At 60.7% G+C, this 16,745-nt stretch carries 15 protein-coding genes; 9 read left to right on the top strand and 6 right to left on the bottom strand.

Annotation, left to right across the window (positions count from 1 at the left end):
- Positions 1-57: 57 nt before the first annotated feature.
- The 6 genes from V8J82_RS02455 to V8J82_RS02430 all read left to right on the top strand — a co-directional run bounded on the left by V8J82_RS02455 (position 58) and on the right by V8J82_RS02430 (position 6,786).
- The gene (locus V8J82_RS02455) at positions 58-1,131 is read left to right on the top strand and encodes a quaternary amine ABC transporter ATP-binding protein (RefSeq protein WP_339971788.1); all 1,074 of its coding nucleotides are present in this window, start codon (positions 58-60) and stop codon (positions 1,129-1,131) included.
- Positions 1,128-3,188, top strand: a complete 2,061-nt coding sequence (locus V8J82_RS02450; protein WP_339971786.1) for an ABC transporter permease — start codon at positions 1,128-1,130, stop codon at positions 3,186-3,188. Before V8J82_RS02455 ends, V8J82_RS02450 begins: the two co-directional genes overlap by 4 nt.
- Before the next feature lie 69 nt (positions 3,189-3,257).
- Positions 3,258-4,892 (top strand): choline dehydrogenase, encoded by a 1,635-nt coding sequence (gene betA / locus V8J82_RS02445; RefSeq protein ID WP_339971784.1) that lies wholly within the window; start codon positions 3,258-3,260, stop codon positions 4,890-4,892.
- A 52-nt stretch (positions 4,893-4,944) separates the two neighbouring features.
- Positions 4,945-5,847, top strand: a complete 903-nt coding sequence (locus tag V8J82_RS02440; RefSeq protein ID WP_339971782.1) for a DMT family transporter — start codon at positions 4,945-4,947, stop codon at positions 5,845-5,847.
- Positions 5,847-6,545, top strand: coding sequence for an alpha/beta fold hydrolase (locus V8J82_RS02435; RefSeq protein WP_339971780.1), 699 nt, complete (start codon positions 5,847-5,849; stop codon positions 6,543-6,545). Before V8J82_RS02440 ends, V8J82_RS02435 begins: the two co-directional genes overlap by 1 nt.
- A gap of 43 nt (positions 6,546-6,588) precedes the next feature.
- Positions 6,589-6,786 carry a hypothetical protein gene (locus V8J82_RS02430; protein ID WP_339971778.1) on the top strand — a complete coding sequence of 66 codons (198 nt, stop codon included), beginning with the start codon at positions 6,589-6,591 and terminating at the stop codon, positions 6,784-6,786.
- On the opposite strand, the gene iolG is transcribed toward V8J82_RS02430, so the two are convergent.
- From iolG to iolD, 5 genes are read right to left on the bottom strand one after another with little or no spacing between them, the layout of a single operon-like run.
- Positions 6,783-7,775, bottom strand: a complete 993-nt coding sequence (gene iolG / locus V8J82_RS02425) for an inositol 2-dehydrogenase (protein WP_339971775.1) — start codon at positions 7,773-7,775, stop codon at positions 6,783-6,785. The genes V8J82_RS02430 and iolG overlap by 4 nt on opposite strands.
- A gap of 4 nt (positions 7,776-7,779) precedes the next feature.
- On the bottom strand, positions 7,780-8,619 hold the full coding sequence (locus V8J82_RS02420) for a class II fructose-bisphosphate aldolase (protein ID WP_339971773.1): 840 nt from the start codon (positions 8,617-8,619) through the stop codon (positions 7,780-7,782).
- Positions 8,616-9,455: a 5-deoxy-glucuronate isomerase gene (locus tag V8J82_RS02415; RefSeq protein WP_339971771.1), complete on the bottom strand. Its 840-nt coding sequence runs from the start codon at positions 9,453-9,455 to the stop codon at positions 8,616-8,618. Before V8J82_RS02415 ends, V8J82_RS02420 begins: the two co-directional genes overlap by 4 nt.
- A gap of 9 nt (positions 9,456-9,464) precedes the next feature.
- A complete protein-coding gene (gene iolC, locus V8J82_RS02410; RefSeq protein ID WP_339971770.1) occupies positions 9,465-10,433 on the bottom strand; it encodes a 5-dehydro-2-deoxygluconokinase in 969 nt (322 codons plus the stop codon).
- Positions 10,433-12,304 (bottom strand): 3D-(3,5/4)-trihydroxycyclohexane-1,2-dione acylhydrolase (decyclizing), encoded by a 1,872-nt coding sequence (gene iolD / locus V8J82_RS02405; protein WP_339971769.1) that lies wholly within the window; start codon positions 12,302-12,304, stop codon positions 10,433-10,435. Before iolD ends, iolC begins: the two co-directional genes overlap by 1 nt.
- A 120-nt stretch (positions 12,305-12,424) precedes the next feature.
- On the opposite strand from iolD, the gene V8J82_RS02400 reads away from it, so the two are divergent.
- The 3 genes from V8J82_RS02400 to V8J82_RS02390 are packed head-to-tail and all read left to right on the top strand — an operon-like array spanning position 12,425 to position 15,588.
- The gene (locus tag V8J82_RS02400; RefSeq protein WP_339971767.1) at positions 12,425-13,528 is read left to right on the top strand and encodes a Gfo/Idh/MocA family protein; all 1,104 of its coding nucleotides are present in this window, start codon (positions 12,425-12,427) and stop codon (positions 13,526-13,528) included.
- A 12-nt stretch (positions 13,529-13,540) separates the two neighbouring features.
- Positions 13,541-14,431 (top strand): sugar phosphate isomerase/epimerase family protein, encoded by an 891-nt coding sequence (locus V8J82_RS02395; protein WP_339971765.1) that lies wholly within the window; start codon positions 13,541-13,543, stop codon positions 14,429-14,431.
- A gap of 14 nt (positions 14,432-14,445) precedes the next feature.
- On the top strand, positions 14,446-15,588 hold the full coding sequence (locus tag V8J82_RS02390) for a Gfo/Idh/MocA family protein (RefSeq protein ID WP_339971763.1): 1,143 nt from the start codon (positions 14,446-14,448) through the stop codon (positions 15,586-15,588).
- A gap of 54 nt (positions 15,589-15,642) precedes the next feature.
- Here the strand turns inward: V8J82_RS02390 and V8J82_RS02385 are convergent, their stop codons facing one another.
- Entirely contained in the window at positions 15,643-16,662 is a 1,020-nt protein-coding gene (locus V8J82_RS02385) for a LacI family DNA-binding transcriptional regulator (protein WP_339971761.1), read from the bottom strand.
- Between the last annotated feature and the right edge of the window lie 83 nt (positions 16,663-16,745).

Here is a 16,745-nt window from a genome sequence, read left to right as displayed (position 1 = left end):
GTCTGAATGCGCGGGGCCTTGTTCGGCCCTGCGCGGATCCCCATCGATGGAACGACCATGACCGCTACGCCGCCGGTATCCTCGGCCACGCCGAAACTGTCCGCAAAACATGTCTGGAAGCTGTACGGCCAAGGCGCCGCGGCCCATCTGGAGGATGCCAGCCGCCTGCCGCAGAATGGCGGCGATCTTCACGCGCTGTGCCAGGCGATCCGGGATGACAATGGGATCGTGGCCTCGGCCGATGTCAGTTTCGATGTCATGCCGGGCGAGATCTTTGTGATCATGGGCCTGTCGGGATCGGGCAAATCCACTATCGTGCGGTGCCTGTCGCGGCTGGTGGAGCCCACGGCGGGTGAGATTCTGTTGGACGGGGAGGATCTGCTGAAAGCCTCGCCGAAGGAACTGATCGATATCCGCCGCCATAAGATGGGCATGGTATTTCAGAGCTTCGGCCTGATGCCGCATCTGAATGTGCGCGACAACATCGCGTTTCCGCTGAAGCTACAGGGCCTGTCCCTGCGCGACCGGTTGGAGCGCGCGGATCGCGTGATCGATCTGGTGGGGCTGGAAGGGCGGGAAGACAGCTTTCCCAACCAGCTCTCCGGCGGTCAGCAGCAACGGGTGGGCATCGCGCGGTCGCTGGCCATCGAGCCCGAGGTCTGGTTCCTGGACGAACCGTTCAGCGCGCTCGACCCGTTGATCCGGAGGCAGATGCAGGACGAATTCCTGCGCCTGCAATCGGAATTGCATAAAAGCATCGTCTTCATCACCCACGATTTCCTGGAGGCGCTGCGCGTCGCCGACCGGATGGCGATCATGAAGGACGGCGCCGTTGTGCAGATCGGGCGCCCGGTCGATCTGATCCTGAACCCCGCCGACGATTATGTGCGCGAATTCACCAATGACGTGCCCTGGGAACTGGTGCTGACCGCGGCAGATGTCGCGACCGATCACCGCCCGCCCGAGGATTTGCCGATTGTCGATGGGGGCACCCAGATTGTCGATCTTTTGCCGCAACTGGCGGCCGCTGACCATGGCGTGGCGGTGAAGCTGCCTGCCGGCACGATGGGCCATCTGACCAGCCGGGATGTGATCACGGCCCTGGCCAGCGGCGTCAAGACCGACCCATGAGCGATAGCGACCGCAGAAGCCTGATCCTGTGGGCCGGTGTGGCGCTGTTCACGGCGCTCGCGGTCTCGTTCGACAGCCTGTTGGGCGCCTTGGACGACTATCCCGATGCTCTGGTCCTGCCGGTCACCGGGCCGATGAACGCGGCGATGCAATGGTTCATTGGCGCATTCGGCTGGCTGTTCCGGGGCATTGCCTGGCTGTTCGACTGGCCGATTCTGGCCGCGCGGACGGTTCTGGCGGCCATCCCGTGGCCTGCGATGATCCTTTTGGGGGTTTGGCTTGCGTGGCGCGCCTCGGGCCCTGGCCTGGCGATCTTCACCGGGTTGAGCCTGATCTACATGGCGATGATCGGCTATTGGGCGGAGTCGATGAACTCTTTGGCCTTGGTTCTAATCTCGGTGCCGCTGGCGGTGGGGATCGGCTTTGCCGTCGGGGCCTGGGGGTTCCGATCCGAGCGGGCGCGCCGCGCGATCATGCCGACGCTTGACCTGCTGCAAACGATTCCGGCCTTTGCCTATCTGCTGCCGATCCTTTTGTTGTTCGGCTTCGGCACCACGGTGGGCCTCGTCGCTTCGGTCCTGTTCGCCTTTCCGCCGATGGTGCGCAACACGATCATCGGCCTGCGCGCTGTGCCGCCGGAAGTGGTCGAGGCGGGGCTGATGAGCGGCGCCAGGCCCCGGCAATTGTTCTGGCAGGTGCGCGTGCCCACGGCGCGGCGGCAGCTTTTGCTGGGCGTCAATCAAGCGACGATGGCGTCGCTGTCGATGGTGATCATCGCCGCCATCATCGGCGGCACCAATGATATCGGGTGGGAGGTGCTGTCGACCATGCGCCGGGCCGAGTTCGGCGAAAGCCTGTTGGCGGGTCTGGTCATCGCGCTGATCGCCATGGCGCTGGACCGGATCACGGCGGGGTTCGCGAACCAAACCGGCACCTCTGCCTCTCGCGCGGCCTGGGCCCTGATCCTGGGTGCGATTGTGGCGGCAAGTGCGCTGGCGGCCGTCTTCCCGGTCTTGCACCAGGTGCCCGAGGGCATGCAGATCAACCCGGCGCCTGCGATCAATGCGAGCCTGGATTGGGCCTATACCGAGTTTCGGGTCCAGCTTGAGGCGATCAAGACGGCGGCGTTTTTCTACGTGATGTTGCCGATCAAGATTGGCCTGACCCAGGCGATCAGCCCGTTTTCCTGGGGCTTTGCGCTGACGCCGACGATTACGGCCTGGATGGCGGCAATCCTGCTGGTGGCGGCGACGATCCTGTTCGTGTCGGGGCGCCGGATGGGGGCCTTCGCACTGATCATCGTGGGGCTGCTATTGTATCACGGATTAACGGGCACACCCTGGTTGGCGCTGGCCCTGATCATCGTGGCGCTGGCCTGGCAGGTCGGCGGACGCGGTTTGGCCATCGGCGCCGGGTTGGGCATCGCCTTTCTGCTGGTGACGGGTATCTGGGAGCCGTCGGTCGTATCGCTTTACCTTTGCGGCGTGGCGGTGATCGTGTCCTTCGGGTTCGGCGCCCTGATCGGCATCGCGGCGTCGGAGAACCGAACCGTATCGGCCATCGTGCGCCCGGTCATCGATACGCTGCAGACCATGCCGCTGTTCGTGATCCTGATCCCGTTTGTGATGATCTTCCGGATCGGAGAGTTTACGGCCCTTTTGGCGATTGTGACCTATGCGATCGTGCCTGCCGTGCGCTACACCGAACATGGGTTGCGCAATGTGCCCGAGACGGTGGTGGAGGCCGCAACGGCCATCGGCGCCACGCGGCTGCAACTGCTCTGGCATGTCAAGCTGCCGATGGCGCTGCCCTCGATCCTGCTGGGGTTGAACCAGACCATCATGTTCGCGATTTCCATGCTGGTGATCACGGCCCTGGTCGGCACCGACGATCTGGGTCAACAGATCTATATCGGTTTGAGCGACGGAGATTTCGGCGTCGGCATGATTGCCGGGATCGGCATGGCGATCATCGCCATGATTGCGGATCGGATCACCCAAGGGATCAGCAGGAATATGCAGGCGCGGCTGGGTCTGAAGGGCGCTACAATCCCATAGGTCGCGAAACCGCGTAACAGCGTCGAATTGGGCATGGCCTCTGCCGCAATGTCGGTCTAATCGGGCGTCATGACGGCATTTGACTACGTAATCATTGGCTCCGGGTCCGCCGGATCGGCGCTGGCCTATCGGCTATCGGAAAGCGGCAAGCATTCGGTGCTGGTCCTGGAATATGGCGGGAGCGATATCGGCCCCTTCATCCAGATGCCCGCGGCGTTGAGCTATCCGATGAATATGCGCCGCTACGATTGGGGATTTAAGTCCGAGCCTGAGCCGCATTTAGGCGGACGTGTGCTGGCCTGTCCGCGCGGGAAGGTGATCGGCGGGTCCAGCTCGATCAACGGGATGGTCTATGTGCGCGGCCATGCGATGGATTTCGACCATTGGGCCGAGGCGGGTGCCGAGGGTTGGGCCTATGCCGATGTGCTGCCCTATTTCAAACGGATGGAGCATTGGCATAGCGGTGGGCATGGCGGCGACCCGGAATGGCGCGGCACGGATGGCCCGCTGCATGTGACCCGCGGGCCGCGTGACAACCCGCTGTTTCACGCCTTTGTCGAGGCCGGCGCCCAGGCGGGCTACGGTGTGACCGAAGATTATAACGGTCAGCGGCAGGAAGGCTTCGGCCCGATGGAGCAGACCGTCTGGAGCGGTCGCCGTTGGTCCGCCGCCAATGCCTATCTGCGGCCCGCCCTGAAACGTCCCAATTGCCAGATCCTTCATGGATTGGCACAGCGTGTGGTGATCGAAGAAGGGCGCGCGACGGGTGTCGAATTGCGGCAGGGCGGGCAAACACAGATCATCCGAGCGAACCGCGAGGTGATCGTTGCGGCCTCGGCCATCAACTCGCCCAAGCTATTGATGTTGTCGGGGATCGGCCCTGCGGCGCATCTGGCCGAGCATGGGGTTGACGTGGTCGCCGACCGACCCGGCGTGGGCCAAAACCTGCAAGATCACCTTGAGCTGTATATCCAGCAGGCCTGCACGCGGCCCATCACGCTATATCGCTATTGGAATCTGATCAGCAAAGGTGTCATCGGCGCGCGCTGGCTGTTCACCAAGACCGGCCTTGGGGCGTCGAACCAATTCGAAAGTGCGGCCTTTCTGCGGTCGCGTGAGGATGTCGCCTATCCCGACATTCAGTATCACTTCCTGCCCATGGCGATCCGCTATGACGGCACCACCGCCGCTGAGGGCCATGGGTTCCAAGCCCATGTGGGCCCGATGCGGTCGAAGTCGCGCGGGGCGATCACCTTGAAATCAACCGATCCCGATGAGGCGCCGCGGATCGCGTTCAATTACATGTCCCATGACGAGGATTGGCGCGATTTCCGCCGTTGTATCCGCCTGACCCGCGAGATTTTCGGTCAGGCGGCCTTCGATCCCTATCGTGGCCAGGAAATCCAGCCGGGGGCGGAGGTGCAAAGCGACGATGCGCTGGATGCATTTATCCGCGAACATGCCGAAAGCGCTTATCACCCCTGCGGCACCTGCAGGATGGGGGCCGCCGATGATCCCATGGCTGTGGTCGACCCGGAGGCGCGTGTGATCGGTGTGGATCGGCTGCGGGTGGCTGACAGCTCGATCTTTCCGCGGATCACCAACGGGAATCTGAACGCGCCGTCGATCATGACCGGTGAGAAGACGGCCGACCATATCCTGGGTGCCGGAATGTTGCCGCGATCCAACCTGCAACCGGCGTGACGGCGCAGATCGCACTTGCGCGCCGCGCTTTTCGCGCTGCATAGGGGCGGGTATGGCACGACTTTCCCCCACCTTCCTGGCCAGTGGCGTCATCCTGGCAATCGGCTTTTTCTGGGGCCTCTATTGGGTGCCGATCCGCGCCCTGGAGGATCTGGGCCTGACGGGCGCCTGGGGAACTTTGGCGGTGGTCAGCACTGCGGCGCTGATCCTGGCGCCCTTTGCGATCCTGCGGCGCCACAGCCTTGCGCGGATCGACCCGCTGGCGGCGGCCTCGGTCATCTTGGGGGGCTTTGCCTTTGCGCTGTTCTCTGTTGGCCTGATCTATGGGCGCGTGGCGATTGTCCTGATCCTGTTCTACCTCACCCCGGTCTGGAGCACGCTGATCGCGCGATACGTCCTGGGTTGGACTGTCACCCGCTCGCGTCTCTTGGCCCTCGGGCTTGGGCTGGGCGGCATGGTTCTGGTGCTGGGATCTGGCACGCAATTGCCGGTGCCACGGGGGATGGGCGATTGGCTGGGCCTGATCGCCGGGCTGCTTTTTTCGATTTCGTCCACCGGGATCCGCACGCGGCTGACCATCGGCCCGCAGGAAACCGGGTTTTTGTTCGTGCTGGGCGCGTGCTTGGCTGCGGGCATTTTGGCGCCCCTGCTGGCGCCGCTGCCGCAGGTCGAGGCTTTGGGGCCGATCTGGGATCTGGCTTTATGGACTTTGGCGGCGGGCGGACTTTGGTGGGGCGGTTTGATGAGCCTGTTCATCTGGGCCTCGACGAAATTGGAACCGGCGCGCGTTGGCATCTTGCTGATGATCGAAGTGTTGGTGGGCGCCGCTTCTGCCGCCCTGTTCGCCGGAGAGGCGTTGAGCGCAGCGGAATGGACGGGCGGCCTGTTGGTCCTGGCCGCGGGCGTGGCAGAGGTGTGGCGCCGCAGCCAGGCGCCAGGCGGGGAGCTGGTGTGATGCACGAGCCCTTGGTCTTGTTGCCCGGCATGATGTGCGATGCGCGGCTGTTTGAGCCGCAGATCACCGCGTTTTCCGCGGAGCGTGCTGTCATGGTCGCCCCGTTATCGGGGGCGGAGCGTGTTCAGGACCTGGCGGCGCAGATCTTGTCGGATGCGCCTGCGCGGTTTGCGCTGGCCGGCTTGTCAATGGGCGGTATCGTGGCGATGGAGATCCTGGCCCAGGCGCCCGAGCGGGTGACCCGGCTGGCCCTGCTGGACACCAACCCGTTGCCCGACACGCCCGAACGCGCGGCAGATCGCGATCGGCAAATCGCAGAGGTTCAGGCCGGTGGTCTGCGCGCGATGATGCGTGACGAGATGAAGCCGAATTACCTGGCCGATGGCCCCACGACAGGTGCGATCCTGGATCTGTGCATGGCGATGGCCGAAGCGCTGGGCCCCGATGTGTTCATCCGCCAATCCCGTGCCCTGCAGATGCGGCCCGACCAGACAGAGACCTTGCGCAGCCTGTCGGTGCCCGTCCTCGTGTTATGTGGGGCTGAGGATACGCTGTGTCCGGTCAGCCGCCATGAGATGATGCGTGATCTGATCCCCGGCGCAGAGCTACAGGTGATCGCGGGGGCAGGGCATCTGCCGACCCTGGAACAACCCGCAGCGACGCATGCCGCGCTTGCCCATTGGCTGACCGGGCCATGAAAGACGAATTGCGCACAAGCGATGGATTTGGCACTGGATGGCTATGAAACTGCTTGATCCCAGCCATCCGTTTTTTCGCCCACTCTGGCGCCGCGCCGCTGTGACAGCGGCGCCGTTCCTATGGGCGTTTGTCGAGTTATCGCAAGACAATGCGATTTGGGCATACCTCTTTGCGGGAATTGGTGGTTTTCTCGCTTGGCATCTGCTGATCACCTGGCGTGATCCGGGTGAGGAGGATTAGGGCGCGATCTCGACGGCTCGGCCAGTTTCAAGGGAATGCGCTGCGGCATCCGCCAGCATCTGGGCGCGCAGGCCGTCTTCGATATCTGGGCTTATACGGCCTTTGTTCTGAAGCGCATCGATAAAGGCAACCATTTCAGCGCGATAGGCGGCCTCATAGCGTTCCAGGAAGAAGTGCATCGTTGGCGCCTTTTGGAACCCCTGGGCGGTGGCGCGTTCCACCGAGGTCTCCAGAATGTTCTCTGCCCGCAGCATCCCGTCGGCGCCGTGCACCTCGATCCGTTGGTCGTAGCCATAGGCCGCGCGGCGCGAATTTGTGATGGTGCAGATTTTCCCGGCGGCAGTCGTGAGGGTGACCGAAGCGGTATCGATGTCGCCCGCCGCGCCGATATCCGGATCAACCAGACACGACCCTACCGCGGACAATCGCACAAATTCCTCACCGACCAAGAACCGTGCCATGTCGAAATCATGGATCATCATATCGCGGAACAGACCGCCTGAGGATTTGATATAGCCGATCGGCGGTGGAGAGGGGTCGCGGGAGGTGATCTGAACCAATTCCACAGCACCGATGGTCCCGGCCTGGATCTGTGCCTGAAGGTCTGCAAAATTCGGATCGAAGCGCCGGTTGAAAGCTGTGAAGAACGGGACATTTGCCCTTCTGACGCCTTCCATCAGTTTCCGAATGTTCTCCACCGACATATCCACAGGTTTTTCACAGAAGATCGCTTTGGAAGCTTCTGTGGCGGCGTGAATTTGTTCGAAATGTGTATTTGTGGGCGTGCCAATTACAACCGCATCGATATCGCTGCCGGATAGGATTGCGTCGGTGTCTCTGACCTCTGCACCGATCTGATTTGCCAAGCTCAAGGCAGCTTCCGGCATGGCATCCGCCACCGCAACGACATGCGCACTCTCCAGGCCTTTGATCGTGCGCGCATGGACTTGGCCGATCCGACCACATCCGAGAAGTCCGATACGGATCATATGGCTATCCTTTGCCAGAGGCGCCGACGCCGCGGATCACCTGGCGGGCGGCTTGGAAAACAGGGTCATGGGTCTCGCGCAGAATCTGCACGCGATCGAAGCGATCGGGATCATTGTTAACTGCCGCGCGCAGGGCTGTGCCAAAGGCCATGCGCAATTCCGTCCCGATATTGTATTTGCAGATGCCGGTTTGGGCCGCCAGCGTGCCGCGTTGGGCGACGGGCACGCCCGACCCGCCATGGATCACAAGGGGAACGTCCGTGACGGCATCAATCGCCGCGATCCGCGCTTCATCCAGCCCGCCTTCCTTATTTTGCTGAAGATGAACGTTACCGACGGAGATTGCCATAGCATCGATCCCGGTCTCCCGAGCGAAGATTGCGGCGTCCTCGGGATCGGTCCCGGCGGAGGCTTCGCCGCCGGAATAACCGACAAACCCGATCTCACCTTCGCAAGAGATCCCGGCCCCATGGGCCAGTTCCGCGACGGCCCGTGTTTCGGCGATGTTTTCCGCCAAAGGCTTGCGGGAGCCGTCAAACATCAACGAGGTAAAACCCGCCTCCAGCGCAGCTTCGCATTCCGCCATTGTATAGCCGTGATCGAGATGGACGACGACCGGAACCGCCACGCTGTCGGCAAGTGATCGCATCATCGCGCCCAGGACGGGCAGGGGCGTGTGATCGCGGCATGACGGGCCCGCCTGCAAAATGACAGGCGCTTTTTCAGCCTCGGCTGCCATCGCAAAGGCCCGCATATCCTCCCAACCCAAGCACACAAGGCCCGGCACGGCATATCCGCCGCGCATCGCGGGGTGTAGAACGTCAGACAAGGTGGCGAGCGTCATTTGAACTTCGCCACCATGTCCATGATCCCGGGGATCGTATGGAGCTGTTCTGCATGAGTGGGCTGAAAATACTGCTTCAAACTGCGCTGGCTGAGCCCGCCGAGAATGGTGAAATAGTACATTTCATAACCGGGTAACGCACAACAGGGGTGATACCCTTTGTCGATCAACACCGTTGATCCGTCCATGATGTGGTAGGCATCACCCGGCTCATTATCGACACGTTGCAGCATCTGAAGCCCGGAGCCGTAATTCGGCTTGAACCGAAAATTATAGCATTCGTCATGCCGCGATTCCTCGGGCAAGCGATCGGTATCGTGTTTGTGGCTGGGAAAGCCCGACCAGCCGCCAGCGCCCACCGTAAAAAGCTCCGATACCAACAATCGGCCCACGCGTTCATGATGTCCGGCGCCCAATATATGCTTGATTTTACGGTGTGTTTTCGTGTCGTCGGATCCATATTGGACGAGGTCCAACTCGTGAGAGCGCACAGCAAATGGCGTTAGCGTTTCGGCGAATTTCGCACCTGCAATGAAGGTCTCGGTGTCTGTCCGCGCCGTGATACGGGCACCTGTATGTGTCGGCACATAGACACCTTCCGGGTCACCGTCCCACACATCCGCACCGCGATTGCCGATCTCGGCGAATATCTCACCATCAACTTCGACATCGACTGTGCCGGTCGCGGGAACGATACAGGTTTCGTAATTGGATAACCGGTAATCAAACGTTTCTCCGGCTTTCAACTTCACAATATTAAAGTATGTCAACGGCACATGCGCATCATCGACGTCGACGATCGCTTTGTTTTGATTGTCAAAAGGGGGGATATGCATTGGGTCCTCCTAGGCCGGGCTGGGGCCGGGGTGGCCATTGATAAAATCGTCTAGCTCAATGCGTGTCGGCATTGCCGGTGCACATCCGACACGTGCCACGACCATGGCGGCTGCGGCTGAGCCCTGCAGAACAGCGTCTTTGACCGCGAGACCGTCGGCCAAACCTGATACGAAGCCACCCATGAAGCTGTCGCCAGCGCCAGTGGGCTTCAGCGCCTCTGTCCGGTAGATCCCGGTCCGCACCTCGCCATCGGCGGTGATGGTAATCGCGCCCTGTTCACCCATCTTGTAGACGGCGATCTTGGCGCCTTGTCGGACCAAGTCCCGGGCTTTGTCCAAGCCCTTTTCATAGCTGCCGGCCATGAATCCAAACTCCAGGTCGTTGCCAACGATCACGTCACACATCGCGCCGGCCCGCGAATACACCTCAGCGGCCATTTCGGCGGAGGGCCAGGAATAGGGCCGGTAATCGATGTCGAAAATCAGGGGCAGACCGGCATCTTTGGCGCGTTGGAACGCAGCAAAGGCCGCACTGCGTGACGGTTCAGCGGCAAAAACGGTACCCGTTGTAATCAGCGCGTCGTAGGATACGTAATCAACGGCCGAGACGTCATCCACGGTCATTTCGAAATCCGCAGCGCCGTTGCGGTAGATCACCGATTGATGATCCTCGATCCGCGACTCGACGACTGCAAGAGAGTTGCGCGCCTCCCCCCCGACGGGCGCGACATGTTTGTGATCTATCCCGTAATGCGCCAATTGATTGATCGCGAACCGCCCAATCGCATCGTCCGAAACGCGTGTCACAAGCGCCGCTTGCCCGCCCAACTTGCAGATCGCCACACCGATATTGGCCGATGAGCCGCCCAAGCAGGCGAAAAACTGTGTCGCCTCTTCGGTTTTGGTGCCCGGCGGATCCGGATAGAAATCCATGCCGGCGCGACCGATGATGACAAAGGATTTGCCTGTCAGTTGCATCAGACGCCCTGCCGTTGCTTCACGCGCTCGGATTCCCATTCCAGGTGTTTTTCGCGCACATTCGGATTGTCCGAGACCTGGGCCGTGCCGACCTCCCACCAGGTATGCCCTTCTGTCGTCCAACCGTCATAGGGGTCAACTTTCATGACAATAACTGAAGTCTTGTCTGCACCTTTGGCGCGCTTGAAGGCTTCAGCGAGTTCGGCCGGATTTGCGACCGTTTCAGCATGGGCGCCCATCGATCGCGCATGCGCTTCGAAATCGACCGTGAATGGATCCGGGATCGTCGGGCAATCGGCGATCAGGTTGTTGAAGCTCTCATTTCCGGTGTTGTTTTGCAGCTTGTTGATGACTGCGAAGCCGCCATTGTCCAAGATCAATACGATCAGCTTCTTTTCGGAGAGGACACTTGAGTAGATATCGGAATTCATCAAGAGATAGCTGCCATCTCCCGTAAAAACAATGGTATCTTTTGTGGGCTCATGCTGGGATTGTGCAATTCGTGCCCCCCACCCACCGGCAATTTCATAGCCCATACATGAGAAGCCGAACTCAACATCGACGGTTCCAGGCAGAAGTGTGCGCCAATTTGCGGTCACTTCGGCGGGTAGGCCGCCTGCCGCGGCAACAATTCGGTCTTCTGGCGCGCAGAGATCATTTACGATGCCGATGGCCTGGGCGTAGGAGTTTGGTCCATTCCCGGCGCGCGTATTCTCTGCAACATAGCTGTCCCATGTCTTGCGCTCTGCACGGCAGGCATTCAACCAATCGAGGGGTGCGGTATGCGTGCCCAACGCATCTGAGATCGCCTGCATCCCTTCGCGGGCATCGCCGACAACCGGAAGGCTAAAGTGTTTGGCCGCATCGTGACGCCCGGCATTCAGCCCGATGATTTGCGCGTCCTTCGCGAATGCAGTCCAGGATCCTGTGGTGAAATCCTGCAAACGTGTGCCGATAGCCAAAATGACATCGGCATGTGCGGCGGCCCAATTCGCACTGTCCGAGCCCGTAACCCCCAGCGGACCCATATTCATCGGGTCGTCTGCGGTCAGATTGGCGCGTCCTGCGATCGTTTCAACGACGGGTATCTGATGCGATGCCGCAAACGCACCGAGGGCATCAACGGCTTTGGAATATTGCACGCCGCCGCCTGCGATGATCAATGGCCGTTTGGCTGCTTTCAGCGCGTCAACAGCTGCGGAAACCTCAAGAGCATCAGGTGCTTGCCGCCGAATATGGTGAACTCGACGTTTGAAGAACTCTACCGGATAATCATAAGCCCAACCTTGGACATCTTGCGGTAAGCCCAAGAAGGCCGGGCCGCAATCGGCAGGGTCGAGCATCGTTGCCAGCGCCGCCGGGAGTGTGTGAATAATCTGGGCCGGATGTGTGATCCGATCCCAGTACCGCGTCACTGCCTTGAAAGCGTCATTCACGCCGAGCGTTGGATTTCCAAAATGCTCCAGCTGCTGCAAAACGGGATCCGGTAGGCGCGTGATGAACGTGTCGCCACATAACATCAGCATAGGCAGCCGATTTGCGTGGGCAAGCGCCGAAGCGGTCAGCAGATTCGCGGTGCCGGGCCCAGCCGAGGCTGTGCAAAACATAAACCGTTGACGCAAATGGTACTTTGCGTAAGCCGCCGCGGCAAACCCCATGCTCTGTTCGTTTTGCCCGCGGTAAAGGGGCATCTCATTCTGAACTGGATACAGAGCCTCACCCAGACAAGGCACGTTTCCATGGCCAAAGATACCGAAGCCACCGCCGCAAATGTGAGTTTCAACACCGTCAATCTCGATATACTGGTTTAAGAGATATCGTACGATGGCTTGCGCCACCGTAAGGCGGATTGTGTCACCGCTGTCAGGCATGGTCTCTCCCCCAAAATCCGGGTCGCATCGGGCGCGGTCAATTGCGTCTTGCGAAGTTTCAAGACTCAGGATACCCGTTTTGCAACCGGTTGCAACAGGCAACCTCAGGGAGGCGTACCAATGGGTGAAATCGGCATTGGCTTGATAGGCGGGGGCTATATGGGTAAGGCCCATGCGGTCGCGATGGCGGCGGTCGGTGCGGTCTTTGACACACCGTTGCGCCCAAAGCTCGCGGTCATCGCCGCATCGTCGATGGAATCGGCCGAGCGCTATCGAATGGCCTATGGCTTTGATCGCGCAGCAGAATCGTGGCGCGATGTGGTGTCTGATCCGTCGGTCGGCGCAATTGTAATTGCCTCTCCTCAGGAAACGCACCGGCAAATCGCCGAAACCGCCTTTGCCGCGGGAAAGCCGGTTTTTTGCGAGAAACCCCTTGGCGCATCGGTTGAAGATGCGCGGGCGATGGTTGCGGCGGCCGAGGCGAGCGGAGTGCCGAACATGATCGGCTTCAACTACGTCCGCACCCCGGCGACGCAATTCGTCCGACGCCTGCTGTCGGACGGCGTGATTGGCGATGTCACCTGGTTTCGCGGCGAACATACCGAGGATTTCTTGGCCGATCCTGCGCTGTCCGCGACGTGGCGGACAACCGGACGCGCGAACGGGACTATGGGCGATCTTGCGCCACATATGGTGAATTGTGCTTTGGCGCTGATGGGGCCGATCGCCGAGGTTTCCGCACAGATCGATACGGTACATGCGATCCGCGGCGGTGACAAAGTCGACAATGATGACCAAGCCCAGATGATGGTGCGGTTTGAAAGCGGCGTCATGGGTCACCTGTTTTTCAGCCGGATCGCCACGGGGCGGAAGATGGGCTATGCCTATGAAATCCAAGGTACAAAAGGCGCGATCCGCTTCGATCAAGAGGATCAGAATGCGGTCCATCTCTACCGGGCCGAAGGGCCTGAGGCGACGCGTGGATTCACGAAAATCCTCACCGGGCCGGAGCATCCGGATTACCTGCCGTTTTGTCAGGGGCCGGGTCACGGCACCGGATATCAGGATCAAATCATCATCGAAGCGCGCGATTTCCTGAAGGCCATCGACACCGGGGAGCCGGTTTGGCCGACTTTCCGCGATGGCTTGAAAGTCAGTCGCATAATCGACGCTGCTTTTGTGGCGTCAGATACTGGAACTTGGCAGCCTATCCCTCTGGACTGAAAGGGAAATCAAATGAGTATCCGCATCGGAAATGCACCCTGTTCGTGGGGTGTGGAATTCGCGGGCGATCCGCGCAATCCGGCATGGCGCACGGTATTGGCTGAATGCGCCGGTGCTGGCTACACGGGGATTGAGCTTGGGCCGGTTGGGTTCATGCCGGAAGATCCGGTCGAATTGGGGGACGCGCTGAGCGAGCACGATCTTGAACTAATCGGTGGCGTTGTCTTTCGGCCATTTCACGATCCCGATGCCTGGGATGATGTGTTGGATGGGGCCGTGCGGACCTGCAAGGCGCTGACGGCCCATGGTGCGCAACATCTTGTTTTGATTGACTCGATCTCTCCGCGGCGGGCGCCGACAGCAGGTCGAGCCGAAGCCGCCGAGCAGATGGGCCAGGCCGAATGGGCGGCCTATCGCGACCGGATCGCCCATGTGGCCAAGCTTGGGGCGGAGGAGTACGGGTTGACCGTTGGCATTCATGCCCATGCCGCGGGGTTCATGGATTTCGAGCCGGAACTTGAGCGCCTATTGGACGAAGTGCCGGAAACGATCCTGAAGATTTGCTTCGATACCGGCCACCATTCCTATGCCGGGTTCGATCCCATCGCCTTTATGAAGCGGCATATGGACCGTATTTCTTATATGCATTTCAAAGATATAGATCCTGTTATTAAAGCAGATGTTATTGCCAAAAGCACAGGGTTCTACGACGCGTGTGGGCAAAAGATCTTCTGCAATCTCGGACAAGGCGACGTGGATTTTCCCGCGGTGCGTCAAACTCTGTTGGATGCGGGGTTCCAGGGCTGGTGCACTGTCGAGCAGGATTGCGACCCGACCCTTGACGTGCGTCCGATGGATGATGCGCGCGCCAATCGAGAATACCTGCAAAGTATCGGGTTTTGAAGGAGTTACATGCCATGGCTAAACTGAATTGGGGCATGATTGGCGGCGGGGAAGGCAGCCAGATCGGGCCCGCACACCGGCTCGGCGCGCAAGCCGATGGCAATTTCACCCTTGCCGCGGGGGCCTTGGATCATGATGCCGCCCGCGGACGAGATTATGCCGAACGTCTGGGGGTCGCCCCTGATCGCGCTTATGGCGATTGGCGAGAGATGTTGGCAGGCGAAACCGCGCGGGATGACCGTATCGACCTGGTGACAATTGCAACGCCGAACGCGACCCATTTCGAGATCACCAAGGCCTTTTTGGAAAGCGGTTTCAACGTCTTATGCGAAAAGCCGATGACGATGAGTGTCGAAGAAGGCGAAGAGATCGTGAGGATTGCCGAAGCCTCCGGCAAGATCTGCGCGGTGAACTATTGCTATTCGGCCTATCCGATGGTGCGGGAGATGAAACACCTCGTAAGTCGCGGATTTATCGGCAAAATCCGCCTGGTTGTGACCGCGTTCTCGCATGGGCATCACGGCGACGCCACGGATGCCGACAATCCGCGGGTCCGGTGGCGCTATGACCCTGACATGGCTGGCGTTTCCGGGCAGTTTGCCGATTGCGGGATCCATGCGATGCATATGGTGAGTTTCATCTGCGGGGATGAGGTGCGCGAGCTGTCCGCGGATTTCGCCAGCACCATCGAGAGCCGCGTGCTGGAAGACGATGCGATGGTGAATTTCCGCATGGAAGGCGGCACTGTCGGGCGGCTTTGGACCAGTTCCGTCGCCATCGGTCGACAGCACGGGTTTGACATCCAAGTCTTTGGAGAGACTGGAGGATTCCGGTGGGCGAGTGAGCAGCCCAATCAGGTGTTTTACACGCCTGTCGGGGGCAGAACCCAGATCATGGAGAAAGGCGAAGCGGGTCTCAGCAGCGAGGCTGACCGTTTGAGCCGTGTGGCCATCGCCCATCCCGAAGGCTTCCCATTGGCGGTTGCCAATATCTATCTCGACCTGGCTGCAGCGATCCGCGGCGAGGCGCATGGAAGCTATCCCACGGCGGTGGACGGTGTGCGGTCCATGGCAGCGGTTTACGGGGCTGTGGCCTCGGCCAAAGAGCGCGGGGCGTGGGTTGATGCGCGACCGCCGATGTTCCGTCAGGCGATGTAAAGACCCCGTCGTGACTCTGTAGTTATTCTGTAACTACACTATTTTCGCACGGATTCACCGAGCGTTGCGCCTGTCTGTGAGCGGGCGCAGGGTTCCGCGTTCGACGACGCGGCACGGAAACAGACGCGTTTCGGGGTGGCGTTTCGGATCGGCGACAGTGTCGATCACCAGATCGATGGACGCGCCGATGATCTCAGCCACCGGCTGACGAATGGTGGTCAGATTGATATTCTGCCACCCGGCCATCTGCATGTCGTTGAGCCCGATAATCCCGATATCGCCCGGGCAGCTTAGCCCGGCCTCTTGCACCGCGGATAACGCGCCCACGGACAAGACATCATCTCCGCAGAAATAGGCTTGGGCCGGATCCTGCATCAGCAGCTTGGTCATCTCGACCCGGCCCGCATCGAAGGAATAGGCCGAGGCATAGCTGACGGACACCTCGATCTCTGGCCGTTCGCGCAGGGCGGCCAGAAACCCAAGGGCACGGTCCTGGGTGGAGGTCGCCTGTTCCGGCCCGCCGAGAAAGGCGACACGTCGATAGCCGCGCGCGATCAAAGTCTCGCCCGCCATCCGCCCGCAGGCGACATTGTCGATCCCCACAACATGGACCTGGGGTGCGGTGGAGAACCGTCCGAACGAATGCACGACGGGAATGCCCGCGGCGCGATAGGCCTCGGCGAAGGAGGGCGGCAGGGTCGACGAGGCCACAATCGCCCCGTCCACCGAATATTGCCGCAGCATCCGTGCCGACGTGGCGGGATCGGTTTCATCTTTGGGAAGATTGACCAGCAAAGGCCGCAGCCCGCGATCCTGCAAGCCACGCGTGAACCGGTCGAAAACCTCCAGAAACAACGGGTTGGTGAAGTTGTTTGACACCAGCCCGATCAGCTTGGTGCGCCCGGTTGTCAGCGATGAGGCCAGCGCATTGGGCGAATATCCCAATTCATCCGCGGCCTTTTCCACCTTGGCGCGGGTCAGTGGTGAGACGGACGCGCCTTCGGTAAAGGTGCGCGACACGGCAGAGCGCGACACACCTGCCTTGGCGGCCACATCTTTAAGTGTCACGGGCATGGTTCGATCCGGTCGATAAGAAAGCGTGATCGCGAATACAGCATCGGGACGATGATGCAAAACGGAACGTCGTTTTGCAACCG

It is taken from the genome of Gymnodinialimonas mytili, from assembly GCF_037544085.1.
Taxonomy (GTDB): Bacteria; Pseudomonadota; Alphaproteobacteria; order Rhodobacterales; family Rhodobacteraceae; genus Gymnodinialimonas; species Gymnodinialimonas mytili.
Note: the sequence above shows the minus strand (reverse complement) of the source record. Positions and strands in the feature narration are given on the sequence as shown.